The sequence below is a fragment of the Acinetobacter sp. YH01005 genome (assembly GCF_013420465.1).
GTDB lineage: Bacteria > Pseudomonadota > Gammaproteobacteria > Pseudomonadales > Moraxellaceae > Acinetobacter > Acinetobacter amyesii.
This window is the reverse complement of record NZ_VOYA01000007.1, coordinates 177,819-198,967: the sequence shown is the minus strand read 5'-3', so window position 1 is coordinate 198,967 and position 21,149 is coordinate 177,819. Positions and strand designations below refer to the sequence as shown.

The window sequence follows — 21,149 nt, the reverse complement described above, 5'->3', positions numbered from 1 at the left end:
AATTTACGCAAATAGTGTTAAATGTTTGGGCCAAAGCTTGCTATAGTCTGCAACACTTTGCGGTATTTTTTATTGAAAGAGGACATTATGGCTCAGGAATTATTAGATCAACTTCAAGCAGGGACTGCGAAATTTTCAGATGTGATTGCATTTATTGAAGCGCGTTATAACCACACAGCAACCGCTTTTACCAATGGCAAACAAGCCAATGCAGCAACTGAAAACCAAGGCAGTGCCAAAGTATTTTCTTTTGCCCAATTGAATGGTCTAAACCAAGCTGAAACCTTAAGTCTTTTTGCTGAACATTATGCTGCTGTATTGGCAACACCAGACGCAACTGACCACCAAAACATTCGCCAATTTATGCAAAATGGTTGGGAAGGTATTCAATTTGACGGTCAAGCGCTCAGCGCGAAATAATGCCTAGGTAGACGTTCTAAATCAGTTCGTCTGCAATAAAAAAGCCAGTACAAATACTGGCTTTTTTTATCGTTCATCATCTGTTCACATCAGGACACTCGAACTCTGCAAGTCCATTCAGCCATCGCGGTTTTTTCCCAAGCTCGTGCATGCTTCAAATGTAGTAATTCTTCACCCGCAGTCGTTGCGGTAAAACGATAAGTTTTTTGACCGCCTCCGCCTAGTACTGGTGTCGTATCCGCAGCATCTTGTTGTTGAGCTGACTGAAACACTTCTTCAACTTTAAAAAGTTTCGGTTGCTCAGCCAAAGACCATACATATCCGGTACTTGGATTTTCGTTTAACAGTACTTCTAAAGTTTGTCCACGATCCATCTCAAGCAAAGTCGGACAACTTTGCTGTTCAGTAAATACATGGGTTTTCCCATCTACAGTTGAACTCATACTGGTACATCCACCAAGTGCCAAACCACTCGCCATCATTAGACTCAAAATAAACTTTTTCTTTATCGTCATTTTCATCATCAAATTATTTTACCTTGAATCTAATGCACACCGATTTCAAATACGATCTCGATGCAATCGAAGTTTAGCCTTTAACTTTTTCAATCCACTGAATCGAACTGACACGAAAAACTTCACAAGCCCCATCACCCGTGTCTGTTGGGGTCAAAGATGAAGTCCAAACCAAATCTTTGTCTTTCACCTCAACCAAATCCCCTTTTAAACGCACAAGATCGCCACGTTTTACTTGAGTAATTTGTTTCGCAATTTGCGGGTTTGCAGGAATGATGTGCATATTCGACACCATCATCATCGCTTGCTTTTGCGGTACAGGAACACGATCCATTTTCCAGTTTAAGAAACGGTCATATTGATTGACTGAAATCGTACGAGCAATTTCTGGCTCTGCAAATAAGCCCCAACTGACTGCATAATCGATCGGAGAAAATTTTGCTTGTTCATCTGTTTGATAGGTTTTTGAACCTAAAATTCGGAAATCACCTTTAAATTCTTTCAAGGTAGAAATCGACTGGCCTTTGGCAGCAGGTGCTAAGCCTTTGGCAATATTATAATCTGAAGACGCTTGGACACCGACATTCAATAAAAAGCCTGCAAGCACAGTACTTAATGCAATTCGCTTGATCATCGCGTTATCCTCTTACCCTGTAATACTTCACATTACTCAATTTTAATTCTGCAATTGAGCCGACTTCATCTATTCATAATGCCCCAACCTGAACATGAGCTTAAAATCGCGTAGGTTGAGCCTGATGAATGTCGTTTTCACTAGTTGTAACTCTATATTACGCACACAGTCTGCATAAACCTTATGAACTTGGTAACAAAATGCTGTTATTCAGTCAATTGGCCCATATTCATGCTCCACGACATGATTTACACTTTAAAAAAAGCCAACAATAATGCCCGCTATGATTTATAAATTTTATCAACAACACATTTTTCCGCATCTTTTAAATCAAGTCATGCAAGTACCAAGCTTGATGGATAAACGACGCGAACTCCTGTTAGCCGTATCTGGTGAGGTGCTCGAAATTGGCTTTGGTACAGGTTTGAATTTAGCGTTTTATCAAAATGTCGATACGGTTTTTGCCCTTGAGCCCAATCCCGATATTTTTCATTTAGCTGCTGAACGTGTACATGCAGCACCTTTTGAGGTACAGCATATTTTAGCTGGTGCTGAAAAATTACCCTTTGCAGATGAAAGTCTAGATCATGTCGTGAGTACATGGACCTTATGCAGCATTGCCGATATTGAAACTGCGCTTGAAGAAATCTACCGTGTCCTTAAACCAACAGGGACATTTCATTTGGTTGAGCATGTACAACACAATGAAAATCGAAAAATTAAGCAGTTACAGCATTTACTCACGCCCATTCAAAAGAAAGTCGCGGATGGCTGTCATTTGGATCGTCATATGCAAAAGTTGCTTGAAGATGCCCAGTTTGAATGTTTTGAAACGCAGTATTTTGATGCTGAAGGCATTCCAAAAATTGGACAGCGCATGTTGCTCGCCCGCGCACGGAAGTTGAGTTAAAGCGTCCAAGGCCATGTTTAAGCAAAATCAAATCTAGATAAAAGTACCTAGTCTTTGATTAGTCGAATGGCATTAATTTTTAGGATATGACAGGGCTTTTTATTCAACACATTATAGGTGTTATACGACTTCCCTGTTTTGATGGAATGCACATCCACCCATTCACCCAAAATCTCCACGCGATCACCTGATTTTAAACGCCGAATACGATTTGCGACATCTTCGGATTGAGCAATCACACTAACATTTTGCAATTCGGACTTGAGCTGTTCAATTTGTGTCGAGGGCGCGTCTTTCGCTTGCACACTAAAACAGCGGTTCTGCTGAGACCATTCAAGATGGTATTTTAAAGATTGGATATCATTTGCGCCTGAACTCAGTAGCAGATCAATATTGCTGACATAGGCCAAGTCTTGAAAGCCACCCACCACGGTCGGTGCTGCCGGATGTAATGTACGACTACTCGCACTGTAGTAGCGTTTATCCAACAGCAAATATTCACCGGAAAATGCCTGAGTCGCTGTGACCTGAAAATTTTTCAGCACACCTGTCTGCTCTAAATGTGGAATGGCACGAAAATATTCAGACCATATCCACAGCATGAGCGCAAAAACGGCTGCAGTCGCTAAGAGTTTTTCCATGTGAATATTCTGTCCTTATTACTTTTCGACGGTTCTGAGCCTGAATCACGCGAGCTTAAATATGCTCAAAATCAATTCGGATGGTTTCAAAACGCACTCGCCCTTCGGCAATGGCTTGAGCAATCGCTTGTTGCCCTTTGGTCAAACGTGCGCCACCACTTTTAATATCAATCAGCACCACTTCGATGTCTTCAGCGAGGCCATCGCCATCACGAAAGTCGGTATAGCCATCAAAAACCACATAATCGATCGGGTCACCGAGAAACTTTGCATCGCTAGGTAAATACTGAAATTCAGGCATGATCGGCGCCATTTGTTCGGCCATTTTGCCTTTTAAAACAGCACGACTGGTATTTACACTGCGTTTTTGTGCATGGGCCAAGGCCTGCTGATGTTCCAATTCTAGTTCTGCAATATATTGCTCGTATTCTGCCTTAATCCTTCCATTGCGACTGCCACTTAAAATTAAGGTGGTCAGTACAATCCCAATACACGCGCCAATGAGCATGGCCATCCAGACAGACATTTAAAATTCCTAATCTTTTTAAGATATTACAGCGAAACGTATAGAAAAAACTTAGACTTTGGTTCTTTGTCATATTCCCCGCATTAAACAATGATATGCTAGGGATGAGCAGAATAAAATCTATTTAGGTCGATGAAAACGATATTAATTGCCAATCAAAAAGGTGGTTGTGGCAAAACCATCACAGCAATCAGTTTAGCCTCTGCACTTGCGCAAAAAGGTTATAAAGTGGCCTTGGCAGATGCTGACAATCAAAAGTCTGCACGTCAATGGCTCAAACAGCGCCCAGAGACTGCCGCCCCAATTCAGAGCCTAGATTGGCGTCATGAAAAGTCGATTGGTGATGTACCGAAAGGGATTGAATATCTAATTATCGATGCACCGGGTGCGTTATCGGGTGAACATGCAGATCAGTTGGTCAGTGAAGCCCATGCCATCATTACCCCGCTACAACCATCTTTCTTTGACATCGACTCGACCCGTCGTTTTTTAAAGCATTTGCAAGAAATTAAACGGATTCGTAAAGGTAAAGTCCAAATCTTATTACTGGCCAATCGTGTTAAACCCAATTCTGCTCATTCCAAAGAAATTCAAGATTTTTTCAATAAAGTTGAACAACAGCCCGTTGCTTGGATTTCTGAACGTACCGCTTATGGTCAACTTGCCATGCAAGGTCTTTCAGTTTTTGACAAAACGCAAAAATTGTACCTCGGTATGCAACAACAATGGCAACCTGTGCTCAATGCCATTATTGAAGACGAAGCCGAGTGGTTTTAACCCATCATTCCACATTTCGCTGATATAAAGGCCAATCTTGCAAGGATCTAGCCTGAAAGATATTCACCATAAGTTAACAAGCTCTCGTTTTCGGGAGCTTTTTTTTCGGTTAAGATTGAACACAACATGATGAAAAAATCAGAGCACGCATTGCCAACGTTCGCACCTACATTACAAAAAGTCTTATTGTTCGGATTATTTTTTATCCTGATTTTTTTGAGCTTTAGCGTACTCAAATACTTTATTGTGCCCGTCGTTTGGGCTGCGATTATTGCTTATATGACATGGCCGCTGTATCAATCAGTACATCGTTTTTGTGGCAATCGTGCAAATCTAAGTGCGGCGCTGATGATCTTATTGGTGGTACTCGTGGTGGGTCTGCCGGTGATTTTTGCAATCTTCTTGTTACAACATGAAGGTCGTAACTTGTATTTTGAATTACAAAAGCAAGTTTTCTCTGGTCATGTCAATGTGCCTGATTTTATTCGCCAACTGCCGTTTATTGGTAAAGAAGTCAGTCGTACCCTGCATGAACTGAACAATGATCCAAACAGTATTATTCAATCGGTACAAATTTGGATTCAGGGGCATTTGAACTACGGTAAAGTTCTGGTCGGCGAAGTCAGTAAAAATATCTTTAAGCTGTGTTTTGCCGTGATGTCTTTATTTTTCTTCTATCGTGATGGTCAAACCATTTTAAGTCAGGTCAGTAAAGCCCTCGAAATGGTCATTGGGCCACGTATTCATCATTATCTTGCCACTATTTCGGATACTACACGTGCCGTCGTGTATGGCATCGGTCTCACCGCCATTGCCCAAGCTTTACTTGCCGGTGTTAGCTATTTTGTCGCCGATGTGCCTAACCCAATGTTATTAACCATCATTACCTTCATGTTGGCACTGATTCCGTTTGGTCCACCGATTTCATATACCGCTGTGTCGTTGTGGTTATTTTCACAAGGTCAAACCATCGAAGCCATTGGCGTCATGGCTTGGGGTGTTTGTGTGGTGAGTACGGCCGATAACGTGATTCGCCCTTTAGTGATTTCAGGGGCAACGCAGATTCCATTCTTATTAATCATGTTTGGTGTTTTGGGTGGGATCGCCAGTTTCGGTCTTGTCGGTTTATTTATCGGGCCAGTGATCTTGGCGGTACTCTTGGCGATTTGGCGTGAATGGTTACATGAAACCCAAATTGAAGCCGTCATGATGCCCAAAGCAACATTGGCACATAACTTAGACAATATGGATGATAAGCCTGAACAACCTTAATTCAGGCTTGAATTCATTAAACAAATATTACAATCAAATACTTAAATTATCTGTCATCCTGTATCCGCATCTGTTTCAATGGTTGAAATTCCATAAAAACAGACAGGATGCCAAACATGTATTCACTATTTAAATTCGGCGCGCTTGCTGCGGTCAGTGCCCTGATGTTTACAGGCTGTGCGAGTACCTCGACTTCAACAGGTCTGAATGCAAAAACCGTGACGGTCAATGCCGTGACTGCTCAAGGTATTGGTCAAAGCATCGGTCAAATTAACTTGGTTGATAGCCCTGCTGGCTTGGTTATTCATACCAATTTAACCCAGCTTCCTCCGGGTCCACACGGTTTCCATATTCATGAAAAAGGTTCTTGTGCCCCAGCTGAAAAAGATGGAAAAGTGGGTGCTGCACTCGCTGCGGGTGGTCACTTTAACCCTAAAGCGGCACCTCACCACGGTACACCGTTAACCGGTCACATGGGTGACTTACCGATCCTTCAAGTTCAAACGGATGGCACAGCAAAAGTGAATTTAATTGCACCGCGTTTGAAATTAGCGGATGTACAAGGCTTAGCCATCATGGTCCATGCCGGTGGTGATAATTACTCTGACGACCCTAAACCTCTAGGCGGTGGCGGTGACCGTATTGCCTGTGGTGTGATTCAATAATCGACCTTGCATATAGATTTGAACAAGCGGACTTTAAGTCCGCTTTTCTATTGAATAAAAATTGACAGTTCACAGAAAAAAGCTCAGTCTAATTTACAAAATCATTCGAATACTTCATAACTCTGTGAACACGCGACTCTCTTGGTTTCAACAGTTTCAATCCAGTGCAATCATTATGTATTGCCTGCAAATTTGTATTGTTTTGAGTGGCACCACGCTCGGATTATATTTTCTCGGTTTTCATAGTTTTATTGTGCCCGTCACCTTAGGTGCGATTGCTACCGCGCTCACGGACTTTGATGACCGACTCAGCATCCGACTGCGTAATTTGTTCTATGTCTGCGTACTCTTCTTTAGTGTCAGTAGTATTTTAGATTTTCTCTATCCCTATAAGCTGCTGTTTATCTTATATCTTTCACTGTCCAGTGCAGGATTTATTTTATTAGGAGCTTTGGGGCAACGCTATGCCACGATTTCTTTTGGCACGATTTTACTATCGATTTATACCATGTTCGGCTTGGGCGAATATGACACCTGGTATTTTCAACCCAGTTGCTTTGTTCTAGGGGCAATATGGTATGGCTTCACCTCAATTCTTTTTTACCTGATTAAACCCACCCTACCCGTACAGGACAATCTCTCGCGTTGTTTTTTACAAATCGCCGAAGTACTGAATGCAAAAGCACGCTTATTTGACCCAGATAATGTCAACAATGTGGAACATTTACTGTATGAATTATCACTCAAAAACAGTGATGTCATCCCGAGTTTAAACACCACCAAAGCTTCTTTACTCACCCGTTTAAAAGCCTCAAGAGCCAATAAAAACACCATCTACTGGCTGAATTTATATTTCTTGGCACAAGATATTCACGAACAGGCCAATGCGAATTATTTACACTATGAACAAATTCATCAAAATTTTAGCCGTACCGATTTAATTTTCCGTTTTCAAAAAAATATTCGATTACAAGCGCAGGCTTGCCAACAGTTGGCCTACTGTATTTTGCATCGACAGCCCTATCAGCCTGATCCCATTACCGCACAAGCACTGGCACATTTGCATGCTTCTTTGCAGGAGTGGATGGCCAATAATCCGCAAAACATAGAAGTGAAAAACCTACAGCTGATCTTGAGTAATTTGGACAGTGTGCAAGAACGTTTTTCGCATGTGCAGGATTTAGATCATTCACAGCAACAAGCTTATCAGCAGCATATTGATAACCTCAATTTACTCGATGAGGACATTCACGGCTGGCATGATTTATGGCTCAAACTGAAACAGCATTTAAGTCCCGAGTCTGCCTTGTTTCGCCATGCCGTTCGCATCGCCTTTGTCTTTGCTATGGGCTATGCCATTTCGCTACTGCCCTTTGCCAAAAATGGCTACTGGATTTTATTGACCAGTTTATTTGTCTGTCAGATGCGTTATTTTGCGACCAAAAGTCGTTTAAAAATGCGGACTTTGGGCACCATATTAGGGGTCTTACTTGGCATTCCTATTTTGTATTTTGTGCCGAGTGTCGAAGGTCAATTGCTACTGACGATTATTTTTGGCGTGTGCTTTTTCTATCTGAGTGCCAAAAAATATGCCATGGCGACCCTCATGGCAACCTTAATGGTCTTGCTGATTTTTAATTTAAAAGGCGCAGGTTATGCGGTCATTTTACCGCGTATTGTTGATACCCTACTCGGCTGTTTTATTGCATGGTTCGCGGTCAATGTCATCTGGCCAGATTGGGACTTTCGCAATATTTCCAAGACCATTCAAAAAAGCTCTGCTGCGACCTTGCATTATTTTGATGCCGTAGTTGAGCAATATCTCCATGGGAAAACCAATAGCATTGCTTATCGGCGTGCTCGTCGTTCAGCCCATAATGCTCAAACTGAATTGTCGAGCATGATTTCAAGTTTAAGTACCGAGCCTGAACCCGACCAAACTTTGATTCAACATGCTTTTCGCTATTTGGTCTATAGCCATAGTCAGCTCAGTTATATTTCTGCACTGGGGAGCCACCGTGAACAGGTACAAGACCAACAAGTCGTTGAACTGCTGCAATGGTGTCAAAGCACCTTAGACGAGGTCTTAATTCAGCAAAAACCGCTCAACCCTGAGAAAATTCAGCAAAAACTTTTCGAAATTCAAACACTCAGCACTGAAGAAATGCGGTCTAATCACCTACAACTGGTGCTCAAGCAGATCAGTTTATTATTAGAAACATTAGCCGAACTGATTCAGCTCAGAACACAGCTAATTCAGGCGGAAATTAAATAAAATCATTTGAGACTTATAATGAAAATGCTTAGTTTAGATTTTAGACGCCTCATATTACCTATGATTGTGGCGACCTCATGTTTAGCTGCGTCTTCTGTTTTTGCAGCACCGACAGCACAAGATTTAAAGCGTATTCTGGAATGTCAGGCCGATTACGACACCTACCATGACACTTTACTCGACTATGAAAAGGTTCTAGGGCAATTGGGTTGGAAACGCCATGATGACCCACATCAACCGTTTATTTATATCTATAAAAATAAGCAGGCTGTAGAGTTTTTTGGCATGCCGACCCAAGAAATTGGCCTGTCTTCCAATGCAGTATTCGCAATCTATCGCCAAGCCGATGTGAAAAAACTTGCCCAAAAGTATGGCATTGAGCAGCATCCAATGTTTGCCAATATGCCGTTTTTCCGTGGTGAAAAAATCCTACGCACGGAAGCTGAAACGGATGATCTGCATGCGATCAATCACAAACTAAGCCTGTCTGAAATGACCGGAAAAAGCCCAATGATTTTACTCGGCTGTAACTATGAATTTGATCAGGGTTCGATTGAAGACGCCTTAGCGGATCTTGAGGATTAATCCGAGTAGATGACTCAGAATTAACTTTAAAAACATTTACTTAGATTCAATATGCGGATCAATTATTTCAACAGGAACGCTTCGTTCCTGCTGTGCTTTCAGGTACACTCAAGGCTGAAATCACTTTGAATTTAGACTTCGCATGAATATCAAGACCTTACGCTTTGTGGGCCTACTCGAAGGCATCTCCTTTTTATTATTGTTGTTCATTGCTATGCCAATGAAGTACCTGATGGATAATCCAATATTGGTCAAATACGTCGGTATGGGACATGGCGTCTTGTTTATCGCCTTTTTGGTGGTGCTATTTGTGGTCTGTGAAAAACAAAAATGGTCGCTCAGCGTATTTCTAATGGGCTTGATTGCATCGATTTTGCCTTTTGGCCCGTTCATTTTCGATCGCAAATTAAAAAATGCAGAACAACCCGCAGCATCAAATTAAGACGGTATACAGCAAATAAAAAAGCCCAATGTTGTTCTACACAGCATTGGGCTTTTTCTATGATGGCATGAACTCGAATTTAAAATTCACCCGTCAATTTACGTTGTCGCATAATATCTCGCACCACCAAGCGTGGTAGGCTGAACCACAAGATAATGAGGGTAAATCCTGCCAAACTATAGGCCCAAAGGCCAAAGTTTTCATACAGCACGCGCACGATTTCGATCACGGCAAAGAACGTCAGCATCATAATCACAGACACTGCCGCAGCCACAGTGCCCTTCGACATTTCAGACGACATTAAGGCAAATCGATAGAGCACAGAAAAGCTAATCCCTTCACCAAAACTGACCAAACTCATGCCAAGAATGAGCAATGTCAGAAAATAACTTTCAGTCATCGTCCCAATCACCACGAGGCTCGTTCCGAGTAACATCAGCGGTAGCCCGATCATCACAGACTGACCTAGAGGCAATTTGTCGATGATTTTAATCAGGACAATATTACCGATGATCAGCCCGCCCAAAACAGGAAACTGTGCCATGCCATATTGCATGCTACTCAGTCCTAGCTGCTCCACCAATATGACTGGAGATAGCGCTATCCAGAGCATCAGTGGCATTGCCACCATCGGTAGACCCAGTGTCAACGCCAAAAAGCGTTTGTTTTTTAACACCTGTTTGAAGTCATCGATAATATAACCCACCGGTTGCTTTGGGATGCTGATGTGCTGAGTCGGCATCTTGGCTTTTAAACCAAACCAACTCAGAAAAGATAGAAATGCGATTCCTATAAAACCCCAATGCCATGACACGTGATCAATCATAAAGGCACCTAGGACGGGTCCGATCAGTGGCGCCAGTAGTGAAATATTCGCCATGATCGCCATGACTTTGATGGCATCTCGCTCTTCAAAGGTCTCCTGAACAGCAGCATAGCCCACGGCAGAAATGACCGATAAACCAAAACCTTGTAAAAAACGCAACGTTAAAAAGCTTTCGATATTATGCGTGAGCAATATCGCTAAACAGCATAAGCTAAAGAATGCCACACCACCTAACAGGACTTTTTTACGGCCTAATCGATCTGACAAAGGCCCTAATATCGCAGCGACACAAGCACCTCCCAATAAGTAAAATGACATCGACGAGGGTGCCCATGCACTACTCACGCCAAACTCTTGGGTAATCGCAAGCATGGCGGGTTGGACTAAGTCGTTTCCGATATAGACAGAAAATTCAAATAAAACCAGTGCCAAGGGAAACATTAAGGTGGCACGACTTAATTTTGTGGTTTGTACGTTTTGCATTGTTATCTACATATCAAATGTGTGCTGTCGAGCTTGAAATGACAAATAGGGAGAGACACTTCAGCCCAATGACGAGCACTGTAATATTAATTTTAAAAATGAATTTGCGGCGTATCCGCCATATGTGCGTCGTATTCACAAGACGCTAGATAGAGATAAAATGAACTTCAACGAACCGATCTGTCGGTTTGAGTCCGACTATTTTAACAGTGTTTACTGGCGTTGTATTGGTCTTTTTAAACTACCGCTTTTATGATTTTTCATTGTCTGCTTTTTGGATAAAGCGACCTTGTTTTAGGTCCTCATAGGCTTGCATGACTTCTGCAAAATGATTCATCACAAAATAGCCTCGCCCATAGATGGGTTCATTTAAAGGCTGCGCTGATAAATACAACATGTGGCTATCTTCAACTGCCGTTAATTCGACATTTTCACCTCGGCTCGACATGACTGCCATATGCTGTGCATTTAACGGTTCATCTGTTTCAGTAAATTTTAGTTTGCCCGAACGTAAATACACAAGTGTGGTATCCCCTTCCTGTGCAGGTAGTATGATGCTTTGATTGGCTCTGACAAAGACATCAAATACTTGCATAGGTGTATGTGTTTCTGCGGGGCCGTGGGCTGTTAAATATTGGCCCGCAATCACCCGTACATAACCTGCATCTTGGGCTAAATCGACCTTTGGAATATTGGCTTTGGCCAAGCTCTGATAGCGTGCTGGATTCATTTTATCTTTGGCAGGCAGATTGACCCAAAGTTGCAAAATTTCAAATGCTCCGCCCCGCTGTGCAAAGGCTTGGCTAAAGACTTCTTCGTGTTGTATGCCTGAAGCAGCAGTCATCCACTGCACATCGCCCTCACCAATGACGCCACCGCCGCCAGTCGTATCATGATGTTCAAGTTCACCCTTAAACACCAAGGTGACGGTTTCAAACCCTCGATGTGGGTGTTCCAACACGCCTTTTTTCAGTTTGGTTGGTTGCAGTACTCCAGGCCCTAAATGGTCGAGCAATAAAACGGCGAAACGGTATTACCCCAATTCATAATGGAAAAAAACTGAAGTCACTGGAGCAAAGTCACCGACAGGAGAGCCTGAGTCATTGACGTGGATAAAAGCGAGGGTTTTCATAACTAGAAACTATAATCATCAACAGAGTGAATTTTAATGATTTTTTGTATTTGTACATTTTGCTTTTCTAATTCAGCAACATAACTATTTAAGAATCTTAAAGTATTTGAAAACTTATTAGACATAATGACAGATTGAACTTTTTTAAATGAATATTTTTCAAGCTCTTCCTTTATTGAGTCCTCATCAATTTTTTCCTTAACAGATGTATCACTAAAACTTGAAAAGTAATCATTATATACTCCATCTTGATTAACTGCTTCATAATCTTCATCTTTTTTAGATTTAGATATAACTGAAACACTAAACCTTCTAATTGAAGGATAATTTTTTTGTATATCTTTAACTAGGTAATCTGAAGTCTTACTTCTTAAATAATTACAAAAATAATCATGAACGTAATCCATAAAAATTATTCTTAAATTTGGTGCTTCTGTATTAAAACTAAAATAAGTAGTTGATATAAAATTCTTAGTTCTAATAACATCTAAACTTTCATCAAATATTTTTTTTAACAAATTATTATTATAATTAAATTCATCTATGATTTTTAAAAAATTAGCCACTTTTTCGAATTTATCATATTTATCATATATTTCTTTATATAAATCAACTGAATTTCCACTATCTCTAATAAATTCTGCAGCAAAATATTCGGGTATGCTTTTATGAATAAAAGCATATAAATAACCTTCTTTGACTATAAAACAAAGTACACCTGTAAGATCATAGATTAGATCCTCGATAGTGCAACTTAAACTATTAATCTTTATAGCTTTATCTACAAGCCTTCTTAATACAGATTCATCAAATGCAAAGACTTCCTGCTTGCAACACATAAAAGAAATTAATTGCAAAACCTTTCTTAGCTGCTCATTATTTAATCCCGTTGCTCTTTCTCTCCTAAAATCAATCTTAGTGTTGTCGTGCTTTCTAAGTACTAAATCAAATAACCTGTCATAAAAATCTCTAACATGTTCAGGAATTACCTGTTCATGCTTATATATAAACACAAATAAATTAACCATTAATGGTGTTATTAAGGCATCTCTTACTTCTACTTTAGAATTAGAAATTCCTGCAATAACAGCTTTTTGCATTTTTTCATCTTTAATTAATGCATTAATTATATTTTTCTGAGCATTAATATCTAATTTCTGAATTTGATAATTTTGAAAAACAGTTGATGACTCAATAATATTTTCAGGTCGGCTTGATACAATAAAATTCAATTTAGGGTATTTTTTAACTAATTTATCAAAGCCTAATACTATTTTAGGCATATCATCAATATGTAACTCATCAAAACCATCTAAAAATATTGTTACCTCACCATTTGAAAGAATTTTCTCAATGACCTTTGTACTTTTTATTTCTAGCCAGTCATTAAATATATTTTTAATTAAATGATCTAAATTTTGACCCTTTTGTAAATATCTCAATTCGTAAAACAATGGTAATCTGTTGTGATTAATTACTTCTGAAATTGCCAAGTGCCTCATCAGAACAGATTTTCCTTGGCCAACAATACCAGATATTAAAATTTTTCGATAAGCCTTAATGTCATCTAATGTATTAACTTGAAATATCTTCTTATCTTTAATATTCGCTAGATGAGGAGGTACATAGAAATCATACAAACTTACGGATTCCTCAAACTCATTTAAGGTTCTTACATATTTTAAATGAGAAATTTTTTCTAAATAATTTTTCTTTGCTGCACTAAATTTATAAGTATCACCCAAATAAAGTGAAACATTAATAATGCCATTCAATAATTTATCTATAACACTATCTGAAAGAGTAGGTAAATTTTCTAACATGATCTTAAAGCCCCCAAAAATATAAAAGCGCATCAATCGATACGCTTTTATGAGGTATTTTTGTCTAAATTTCAACCATAAATCAAAGATTTATTAAGGACATTTCGCCGATTGGAAAGTCTTAGTATTTTTACCACGTTGGCACTGATATTCCTTTTGCGTATTTACACGCTGCCAGTCACCATCCACCAATCTAAAACTATAAATAGTACGAACCGATTTCACCGAATCATCCATCAAACCCGTTTCAGTCACTTTCACCTGCCCCGCATTTGGCGACTCAACACGGTTAAAGTACTGACGAATTTCCACAGTCGACAGCTCTTTACGCAAATCAGGACGTTCTTTTAATACCTGATCGAGTGGCGTAGCAGAAGAACCGACTTTAGACACAATTTTCTGCGTTGTCGCACAGCCCGCCAACATCCCCACACACAATGCAGACACAGCAATTAAACGATACATAGAAGCAACTCAAATTTATTATTCAGTCCTATCATGCCGAACATTTGTCCAAAACACTATTTAAGCAATGTAAAAGAAGTAGTCTAGTCCACAAAATCACCGTGCTGTTTCTTATCCATGCACGGCAAAAAAGGCGTTTTATAGCCATAAAAAAACGCATCCGAAGATGCGTTCTAGTACGTCTTTAAAAAATTAAAGATCGAACAATTTACCTGGGTTCATAATCGCATTTGGATCGAATACTTTTTTCAATGCTTTCATATATTCGATTTCTTCTGCTGAACGTGTGTAATCGAGGTAAGGCTTTTTGGTCATACCCACGCCATGTTCTGCTGAAATTGAACCGTCATATTTTTTCACAGTTTCAAATACGTATTTGTTTACCACTTGGCATTTTGCAAAGAATTCATCTTTACTTAAATCCGCAGGTTTCAAAATATTTAAGTGCAAGTTACCGTCACCAATATGACCGAACCAGCAAATTTCAAAGTCTGGGTAATTCGCTTCCACAATTGCATCAATTTCTTTAATAAATGCAGGCACATGTGTAATCAGAACAGAGATGTCATTTTTGTATGGTGTGAACGGTGCGATTGACTCTGAAATGTCTTCACGTAAACGCCATAAGCTGTGTACTTGGTCTAAGCTTTGGCTCATCACGCCATCCAGTACCCAACCTTGTTCCATGCAATGTTCAAAGATTTCCATTGCCGCATCCATGATCGGTTCAAATGGTGCTTCAAACTCAAGTAATACATAGAACGGACATGGTGTTTCAAACGGACGTTGCACATGACCATTGTCCAATACTTTTTGCATCGCAAGCTCACCAAAGAACTCAAATGCAGTCAGGTCGATTTTCTTTTGGAAGGCATGTAGAACAGGCATAATCGCATCAAAATCAGGCACACCGAGAACCAACACTTGTAAGTCATGGGGTTGACGTTCAAGTTTGATTTCAGCTTCAGTCACTAAACCTAGTGTACCTTCACCACCAATAAATAAGTGTTGAAGTGCATAACCAGTCGCGTTTTTGATCATGCCTTTGTTCAAGCGCAGAACGTCACCTTTACCTGTGACCACAGTCATGCCCAACACCCAGTTACGTGTCATACCGTATTTGATGACTTTAATACCACCGGCATTGGTACCAATGTTACCGCCAATTTGAGATGAACCTGAAGATGCAAAATCAACTGGGTAGTACATGCCTTGTTCTTCAGCATAGTTCTGAAGTTGTTCAGTCACCACGCCTGCTTGTACGCGTACCATCCGGTCAGCTGGGAAGAATTCCAAGATTTGGTTCATCTTGTCCATGCTCACCACGATTTCACCGTTGGCAGCCACAGCACCCGCAGATAAACCTGTACGACCGCCACTTGGTGTGATCGCTACATTAAATTGGTTGGCAAGTTTTACAATCTGTTGAACTTGTTCTGTGCTTGAAGGGAAAACGACGACCGACGGGTTTGGATCGAAGTGCTTAGTATGGTCACGACCCCAATTTTGGAGACTATCCGCATCGGTTTTAATTCGGCTTTCGCCAACAATAGCGGTCAATTGGGTCAATAACTCTGGGGTTAAAGCGACTGGAGCATTCATCGTTTTCAGACCTTGCAAGAAGTAAACAAGTTTTTTAAAGGTCCAGACTTCATTCAGTCAAAACTGCGGTAACGCATATTTCAAGGGAAAAAGCCTGAAACAGAGCGCATCAAAATGTCAGGGAATTGGTCATGATGATTTTGAGCGGCACCATTATAAGCTATAACTGGGCTTTTTTTGACAAAACCCAAAGAAAAACGTGGTTTCAAAATGTCACGAGGAATATGACCAAGTTAATTAGACCAAATCTAAAAAATATTGACTCATCATTCGCCAAAATAGCCATGACGTCGGTCATAAAGGAAATGTATATCGGGCGACTTCCTATGCTATTATATGCGCACTAAATTTGGCCTTTGTAGCGGAGCCGTAATGAGCCAACATCTTTCTTTACCTAAAGATAAAATTCGTTTCTTGTTGTTAGAAGGCGTTCACCAAAACGCAATCGACACTCTAAATGCTGCTGGATACACCAACATTGACTACCGTAAAACTGCGCTTGAGGGTGAAGCGTTGAAAGAAGCGGTTAAAGATGCTCACTTCATTGGTATTCGTTCACGTACTCAATTAACTGAAGAAGTTTTTGAAGCGGCGAACAAACTGATTGCTGTGGGTTGTTTCTGTATCGGTACAAACCAAGTGAACTTAAATGCTGCAATGATTCGCGGTATTCCAGTATTTAACGCACCATACTCAAATACTCGTTCAGTTGCTGAACTAGTACTTGCAGAAGCGATTTTATTGCTTCGTGGTGTTCCTGCAAAATCTGCTTCAACTCACCGTGGTGGTTGGAACAAGTCTGCAGTCGGTTCATTTGAAACTCGTGGTAAAACTTTAGGTATTGTTGGTTACGGTTCGATTGGCTCGCAACTTTCTGTACTTGCTGAAGGTTTAGGTATGCACGTAATTTATTACGATGCTGTAACTAAACTTCCAATGGGTAATGCACGTCAAGTCAGTTCTATGGGTGAACTTCTTGCCAATGCAGACGTCGTATCTCTACACGTTCCAGACGTTCCATCAACTCGCAACTTCTTCGGTAAAGAGCAATTTGCTCAAATGAAAGAAGGTGCAATCTTCCTCAATGCTGCACGTGGTACATGTGTCATCATTGAAGATCTTGCTGATGCAATCAAATCTGGTCATATTGCTGGTGCAGCTGTAGACGTATTCCCGAAAGAACCTAAAGCAAACGGTGAAGAATTTGTTTCTCCACTTCGTGGCTTAGACAACGTGATTTTGACTCCTCACGTGGGTGGTTCAACGATGGAAGCGCAAGCGAACATCGGTCTAGAAGTAGCTGAAAAATTCGTTGCTTACTCTGATAAAGGTATGACTTTATCTGCAGTGAACTTCCCAGAAATCGCGTTACCGTTGACTGAAGGTAAACACCGTTTACTTCACATCCACAAAAACGTGCCGGGCGTTCTTTCAAAAATCAACAACTTGTTTGCTGAACACGGTATTAACATCTCTGGTCAGTCTTTAATGACTAAAGGTGATGTGGGTTACTTAGTGATGGACGTTGACGCAACTGCTTCTAAAGAAGCATTGGATACACTTCACGAAGTTGAAGGTACAATCCGAGTTCGCGTATTGTTCTAATCGCATTAGACACTGAAGCCACAGCCTTCGGGCTGTGGTTTTTTTATTGTTATAAACTTTTAAAATCTGGCTAGTGCCACTCTCCCGCTCTTCGAGTCATCGAAACAAATTTAGTTTATGCCAAATTTTAAAGTTGCACCGGCTGTCCAAGCACCGCTGATCTTGCTTATTGCCATGATCAGCATGCAAAGCAGCGGTTCCTTTGCCAAATATCTTTTCAGTCAATTTCCCATACTGACCGTTTCGGCCATGCGATTAATGCTAGGCGCTTTGATTTTGGCGATTATTTTTAAAGTTTGGCAGATCAATTTTAAACAAGTGAAATGGTCGTCGATCCTCAGCTATGGCTGTGCCTTAGCAGGGATGAATGTATTATTTTACTTGTCGATTGATCGTCTCCCGCTTGGCATTGCCGTCTCTTTTGAATTTATTGGTCCGCTCAGTGTCGCACTATTTGCTGCACGCCGAAAATTTGATTTTATTTGGGTCGGACTGGCTATTTTAGGCCTAATTTTGCTGTTTCCATTTGATCAAGCAGCACAACGTCTTGACCCAATTGGGATCTTGCTTGCCCTCGGTGCAGGTGCGTGTTGGGCACTCTATATCGTGGCAGGTCAAAAACCATCAGGGGTCTCAGGCAATCATACCGTTTGCTTAGGCATGTTCGTCGGCATGTGTGTTTTGATGCCCATCGCAATCTTTGCAGGTATGCCGGCACAGGCGTTTGAGCCAAGTAGTCTGCTGTATTTTATTGCACTTGCGACCTTAGCCAGTGCTTTACCTTTTACTCTAGAAATGATTGCGCTACGTAACATGACTGCGCTGAGTTTCGGTACACTCATGAGTTTGGAACCCGCTGTTGCCGCTCTCTCGGGTTTTATCTTTTTGCATGAACAATTGTTATGGACACAATGGTTGGCATTGGCAGTGATTATCAGTGCTTCGATTGGCTGTACTTATACCACGCAAAAGGCCAAATCAATTTAAATTCAAACCGCCTTAATCTTTTGAAAATATCTCCATTTTTTATTTTGAATTTAAAAATGGTGGCGATTTAAAGACGATTTTTTATATTCAATTTTTTTAAATTCAAAACCTGCAAATTGCATTTCTGCCTCTGAAAAGTCATCAATAATTCAATATTAACCGCTATACTGAGCAGAATTAAAAATTGGGGTACTTTGTTCCCCCCCACCACAGCGTGCCGCATGCCAAACTCACAATTATTAGCAGTCGTTTTCATGGTACTTTCCATGATTTCCTATCAGATCAGTGCATCATTCGCCAAACAATTATTTTTGGTGCTTGATCCACTCAGTGTGACCATTTTACGACTCTGTTTTGCCTCGATTATTATTTGTTTGATGTTCCGCTCATGGCACATTTTAAAACGGCTGTCTTTTTTAAAATGGCGGGATCTGCTCTGCTATAGCGCGGCACTCTGTTTGATGAATGTGTTGTTCTATATGTCACTGGGTAAATTGCCACAAGGCATTGCCGTGGGTTTAGAGTTTATTGGCCCTTTGGGTCTGGCATTGTTATCCATTAAAAACAGCAGTGATTATATTTGGGTCTTTTTAGCAATCTTAGGCATTACCTTGATGGTGCCTTGGGGACAAGCTCATGATGGTAATTTCTCAATACTTGGGGCAGCCTGTGCCTTAGCAGCGGGACTCTGTTGGGCATTCTATATTTTCTTTGGACAAAAAGTGGTACATCAAAATATTGGTATGCATGCGCTAACGATTGCCATCACACTGTCCGCACTGACCTTGCTCCCGATTGGACTATATAACAATGCACCCGCCCTACTCGATACCCAATATTGGCCGAAAGCCTTATTGATTGCGATTTTAGCCACGGCCATACCTTATGCACTGGATTTAAAAGCGTTAAAAATCCTCAGTAAACTTAGTTATGGGACTTTATCGAGTTTGTCGCCTGCATTAGCTGCCATTACAGGTATGGTTCTGCTTGGCGAAAATATTGGGACGTGGCAATGGGTGGCCTTAGTCTGCATTATGTTGGCGTCCGTCGGGGTGACTTTACGTTCCTCTCGCAATACTCCGAGCAGCGTATCAGACTAAATTTTTATATTTATAGTTGAAACAAAAAGACGGTCTCTGCCGTCTTTTTTAATTTGGAATTTGTCCTCAAAACTCACTAATATTTATCCCGTCAAACTGTCTTTATCTGCTTTCTTGTATTTCTTATATTCCGCCAAATATTGTTTGGCTAAACTTTCCTTTTGTTTTTCATCTAAGATTTTACCCGCTTGCTGAAAAAAGCCATGTTCTTCTTCCTGCAAATGATGATGTACCGTTTCAGATAACTTTTTCGCAATTGCCAACCAACCTGGATTACTAAATTCAGTTTCCGTCAGTTGCTCTAATAATTCATCCATCTCATGATGTTCCGCCAATGCATGACGGGTGATGTTTAGGCCTGAATCAGTCATCATTAACGGGATGTAAAAATAACGATCTTCGCCAACAGCATGAGCAAATAACTCATTTTTGAGCAGCTCAAATAAATCTCGACGCTCAGGTGTATCCCCTGATGTTTGAATGAGTTTTTCAGCAAGTTCACGTTGCTTTTCATGACTTTGGCGTAAAGCTTCAAATATATTCATTGTAGTGATGACCTCTGATGCTTAGCTAATTGTGTATTATGAAATTTAATTATTATCCACAACTCAAACGAGTCGCTTATTTTCATACTAATCATTTCATCGACAGAATTCAGCAACGCTCTGTTAAGATTTGTTTTAAGCTTGTCCCGTAAAGGTTTGATAACCCAACCGTACAATCAAAATACTCACCAAAATCAAAAATAGAATTCGAATAAAGCCACTACCGTATTTAATTGCCGCACGTACACCAACGATCGAGCCTAAAATATTTGCTACAGCCATCATTAAGCCTATCGCAAATAACACATGGCCAGTGGGCGCAAAAAAACTCAGTGCTGCAAGGTTGGTGGTTAAGTTGGCGACTTTTGACAAAGCAGAGGCATGCAAAAAGTCTGCTTGTAGATAACGAATAAAAAAGAAGATAAAGAAACTGCCCGTGCCAGGCCCAAAGATACCGTCATAAAAACCAATTACCAGACTACCAAGAGCGGCAAGACCGAGAATTTTAGGGGTCAGTTCTTGGCGTACATGCATCTGACCAAATTGTTTTTTGGCAAAGGTATAGATCGCAATCACGATCAACATGACCAAAACAAAAGGACGTAAGACTTCTTTAGGAATCATTGATACACAGGCTGCTCCCACAAAAGAAGCAACAAATGCACAGCTTGCAATGACCGCAAGTAATTTCCAACGGAGTTTGACTTGGCGTAAAAAAGAATAGGACGCTGAAGCCGTACCAAAGATCGAAGACAACTTATTGGTGCCAAACACCGTCGCCGGAGATAAGTGCGGCATGGCATTCATAATGGCTGGAATTTGAATTAATCCTCCGCCCCCCACTGCTGCATCAATTGCACCGGCAAAAAATGCAAAAAATAAGAGGCTTAAAATAATTTCAATTTCCATAATTTGGCTT

General features: G+C 40.6%; 21 protein-coding genes and 1 pseudogene. 11 read left to right on the top strand and 11 right to left on the bottom strand.

Annotation, left to right across the window (positions count from 1 at the left end; genetic code table 11):
- Window positions 1-87: 87 nt before the first annotated feature.
- Complete coding sequence (locus FTT72_RS07120; RefSeq protein ID WP_078189323.1) at window positions 88-420, top strand: HopJ type III effector protein; 333 nt, start codon at window positions 88-90, stop codon at window positions 418-420.
- An 89-nt stretch (window positions 421-509) separates the two neighbouring features.
- Here the strand turns inward: FTT72_RS07120 and FTT72_RS07115 are convergent, their stop codons facing one another.
- Together FTT72_RS07115 and FTT72_RS07110 are read right to left on the bottom strand one after the other, a co-directional pair.
- Window positions 510-935 (bottom strand): protease inhibitor I42 family protein, encoded by a 426-nt coding sequence (locus tag FTT72_RS07115; protein ID WP_257223022.1) that lies wholly within the window; start codon window positions 933-935, stop codon window positions 510-512.
- Window positions 936-1,008: 73 nt separating this feature from the next.
- Window positions 1,009-1,569, bottom strand: a complete 561-nt coding sequence (locus FTT72_RS07110) for a hypothetical protein (RefSeq protein ID WP_078189325.1) — start codon at window positions 1,567-1,569, stop codon at window positions 1,009-1,011.
- A gap of 283 nt (window positions 1,570-1,852) precedes the next feature.
- Between FTT72_RS07110 and FTT72_RS07105 the strand changes: the two genes are divergently transcribed.
- On the top strand, window positions 1,853-2,479 hold the full coding sequence (locus tag FTT72_RS07105) for a class I SAM-dependent methyltransferase (protein ID WP_168378146.1): 627 nt from the start codon (window positions 1,853-1,855) through the stop codon (window positions 2,477-2,479).
- Between the two features lie 47 nt (window positions 2,480-2,526).
- On the opposite strand, the gene FTT72_RS07100 is transcribed toward FTT72_RS07105, so the two are convergent.
- Window positions 2,527-3,120: a hypothetical protein gene (locus FTT72_RS07100; protein ID WP_168378147.1), complete on the bottom strand. Its 594-nt coding sequence runs from the start codon at window positions 3,118-3,120 to the stop codon at window positions 2,527-2,529.
- A 55-nt stretch (window positions 3,121-3,175) separates the two neighbouring features.
- Window positions 3,176-3,646 (bottom strand): Holliday junction resolvase-like protein, encoded by a 471-nt coding sequence (locus tag FTT72_RS07095; protein ID WP_078192492.1) that lies wholly within the window; start codon window positions 3,644-3,646, stop codon window positions 3,176-3,178.
- 132 nt (window positions 3,647-3,778) lie between these two features.
- Here FTT72_RS07095 and FTT72_RS07090 point away from each other — a divergent pair, with 132 nt between their 5' ends.
- From FTT72_RS07090 to FTT72_RS07065, 6 genes are all read left to right on the top strand, one after another.
- The gene (locus FTT72_RS07090) at window positions 3,779-4,423 is read left to right on the top strand and encodes a ParA family protein (protein ID WP_078192493.1); all 645 of its coding nucleotides are present in this window, start codon (window positions 3,779-3,781) and stop codon (window positions 4,421-4,423) included.
- Between the two features lie 150 nt (window positions 4,424-4,573).
- Complete coding sequence (locus FTT72_RS07085; RefSeq protein WP_180178107.1) at window positions 4,574-5,695, top strand: AI-2E family transporter; 1,122 nt, start codon at window positions 4,574-4,576, stop codon at window positions 5,693-5,695.
- Window positions 5,696-5,811: 116 nt separating this feature from the next.
- Window positions 5,812-6,360, top strand: a complete 549-nt coding sequence (sodC, locus tag FTT72_RS07080; RefSeq protein WP_180178096.1) for a superoxide dismutase family protein — start codon at window positions 5,812-5,814, stop codon at window positions 6,358-6,360.
- Window positions 6,361-6,484: 124 nt separating this feature from the next.
- Complete coding sequence (yccS, locus tag FTT72_RS07075; RefSeq protein WP_373686901.1) at window positions 6,485-8,635, top strand: YccS family putative transporter; 2,151 nt, start codon at window positions 6,485-6,487, stop codon at window positions 8,633-8,635.
- A gap of 18 nt (window positions 8,636-8,653) precedes the next feature.
- Entirely contained in the window at window positions 8,654-9,220 is a 567-nt protein-coding gene (locus FTT72_RS07070; protein ID WP_180178095.1) for a hypothetical protein, read from the top strand.
- Between the two features lie 142 nt (window positions 9,221-9,362).
- Window positions 9,363-9,662 carry a DUF3817 domain-containing protein gene (locus FTT72_RS07065; protein ID WP_180092516.1) on the top strand — a complete coding sequence of 100 codons (300 nt, stop codon included), beginning with the start codon at window positions 9,363-9,365 and terminating at the stop codon, window positions 9,660-9,662.
- Between the two features lie 79 nt (window positions 9,663-9,741).
- On the opposite strand, the gene FTT72_RS07060 is transcribed toward FTT72_RS07065, so the two are convergent.
- The 5 genes and pseudogenes from FTT72_RS07060 to FTT72_RS07040 form a co-directional block, all read right to left on the bottom strand.
- Window positions 9,742-10,971 (bottom strand): MFS transporter, encoded by a 1,230-nt coding sequence (locus tag FTT72_RS07060; protein WP_180077089.1) that lies wholly within the window; start codon window positions 10,969-10,971, stop codon window positions 9,742-9,744.
- 250 nt (window positions 10,972-11,221) lie between these two features.
- A pseudogene (locus FTT72_RS07055) lies at window positions 11,222-12,103 on the bottom strand (pirin family protein).
- 2 nt (window positions 12,104-12,105) lie between these two features.
- Complete coding sequence (locus FTT72_RS07050) at window positions 12,106-13,926, bottom strand: NACHT domain-containing NTPase (RefSeq protein WP_257233409.1); 1,821 nt, start codon at window positions 13,924-13,926, stop codon at window positions 12,106-12,108.
- 93 nt (window positions 13,927-14,019) lie between these two features.
- Window positions 14,020-14,391, bottom strand: a complete 372-nt coding sequence (locus FTT72_RS07045) for a hypothetical protein (protein ID WP_180004761.1) — start codon at window positions 14,389-14,391, stop codon at window positions 14,020-14,022.
- Window positions 14,392-14,583: 192 nt separating this feature from the next.
- The gene (locus FTT72_RS07040) at window positions 14,584-15,993 is read right to left on the bottom strand and encodes an FAD-binding oxidoreductase (RefSeq protein ID WP_180026080.1); all 1,410 of its coding nucleotides are present in this window, start codon (window positions 15,991-15,993) and stop codon (window positions 14,584-14,586) included.
- Window positions 15,994-16,365: 372 nt separating this feature from the next.
- On the opposite strand from FTT72_RS07040, the gene serA reads away from it, so the two are divergent.
- The 3 genes from serA (at window position 16,366) to FTT72_RS07025 (ending at window position 19,685) form a co-directional block, all read left to right on the top strand.
- The gene (gene serA / locus FTT72_RS07035; RefSeq protein WP_180178094.1) at window positions 16,366-17,598 is read left to right on the top strand and encodes a phosphoglycerate dehydrogenase; all 1,233 of its coding nucleotides are present in this window, start codon (window positions 16,366-16,368) and stop codon (window positions 17,596-17,598) included.
- A gap of 117 nt (window positions 17,599-17,715) precedes the next feature.
- Window positions 17,716-18,585, top strand: a complete 870-nt coding sequence (locus FTT72_RS07030) for an EamA family transporter (protein WP_180178093.1) — start codon at window positions 17,716-17,718, stop codon at window positions 18,583-18,585.
- Between the two features lie 221 nt (window positions 18,586-18,806).
- Window positions 18,807-19,685 (top strand): DMT family transporter, encoded by an 879-nt coding sequence (locus tag FTT72_RS07025; RefSeq protein WP_180093053.1) that lies wholly within the window; start codon window positions 18,807-18,809, stop codon window positions 19,683-19,685.
- Window positions 19,686-19,768: 83 nt separating this feature from the next.
- Here FTT72_RS07025 and FTT72_RS07020 read toward each other — a convergent pair whose 3' ends face one another.
- The gene (locus FTT72_RS07020; RefSeq protein WP_078192502.1) at window positions 19,769-20,230 is read right to left on the bottom strand and encodes a hemerythrin domain-containing protein; all 462 of its coding nucleotides are present in this window, start codon (window positions 20,228-20,230) and stop codon (window positions 19,769-19,771) included.
- Between the two features lie 135 nt (window positions 20,231-20,365).
- Window positions 20,366-21,139 (bottom strand): TSUP family transporter, encoded by a 774-nt coding sequence (locus FTT72_RS07015; protein WP_180111790.1) that lies wholly within the window; start codon window positions 21,137-21,139, stop codon window positions 20,366-20,368.
- Window positions 21,140-21,149 lie beyond the last annotated feature (10 nt).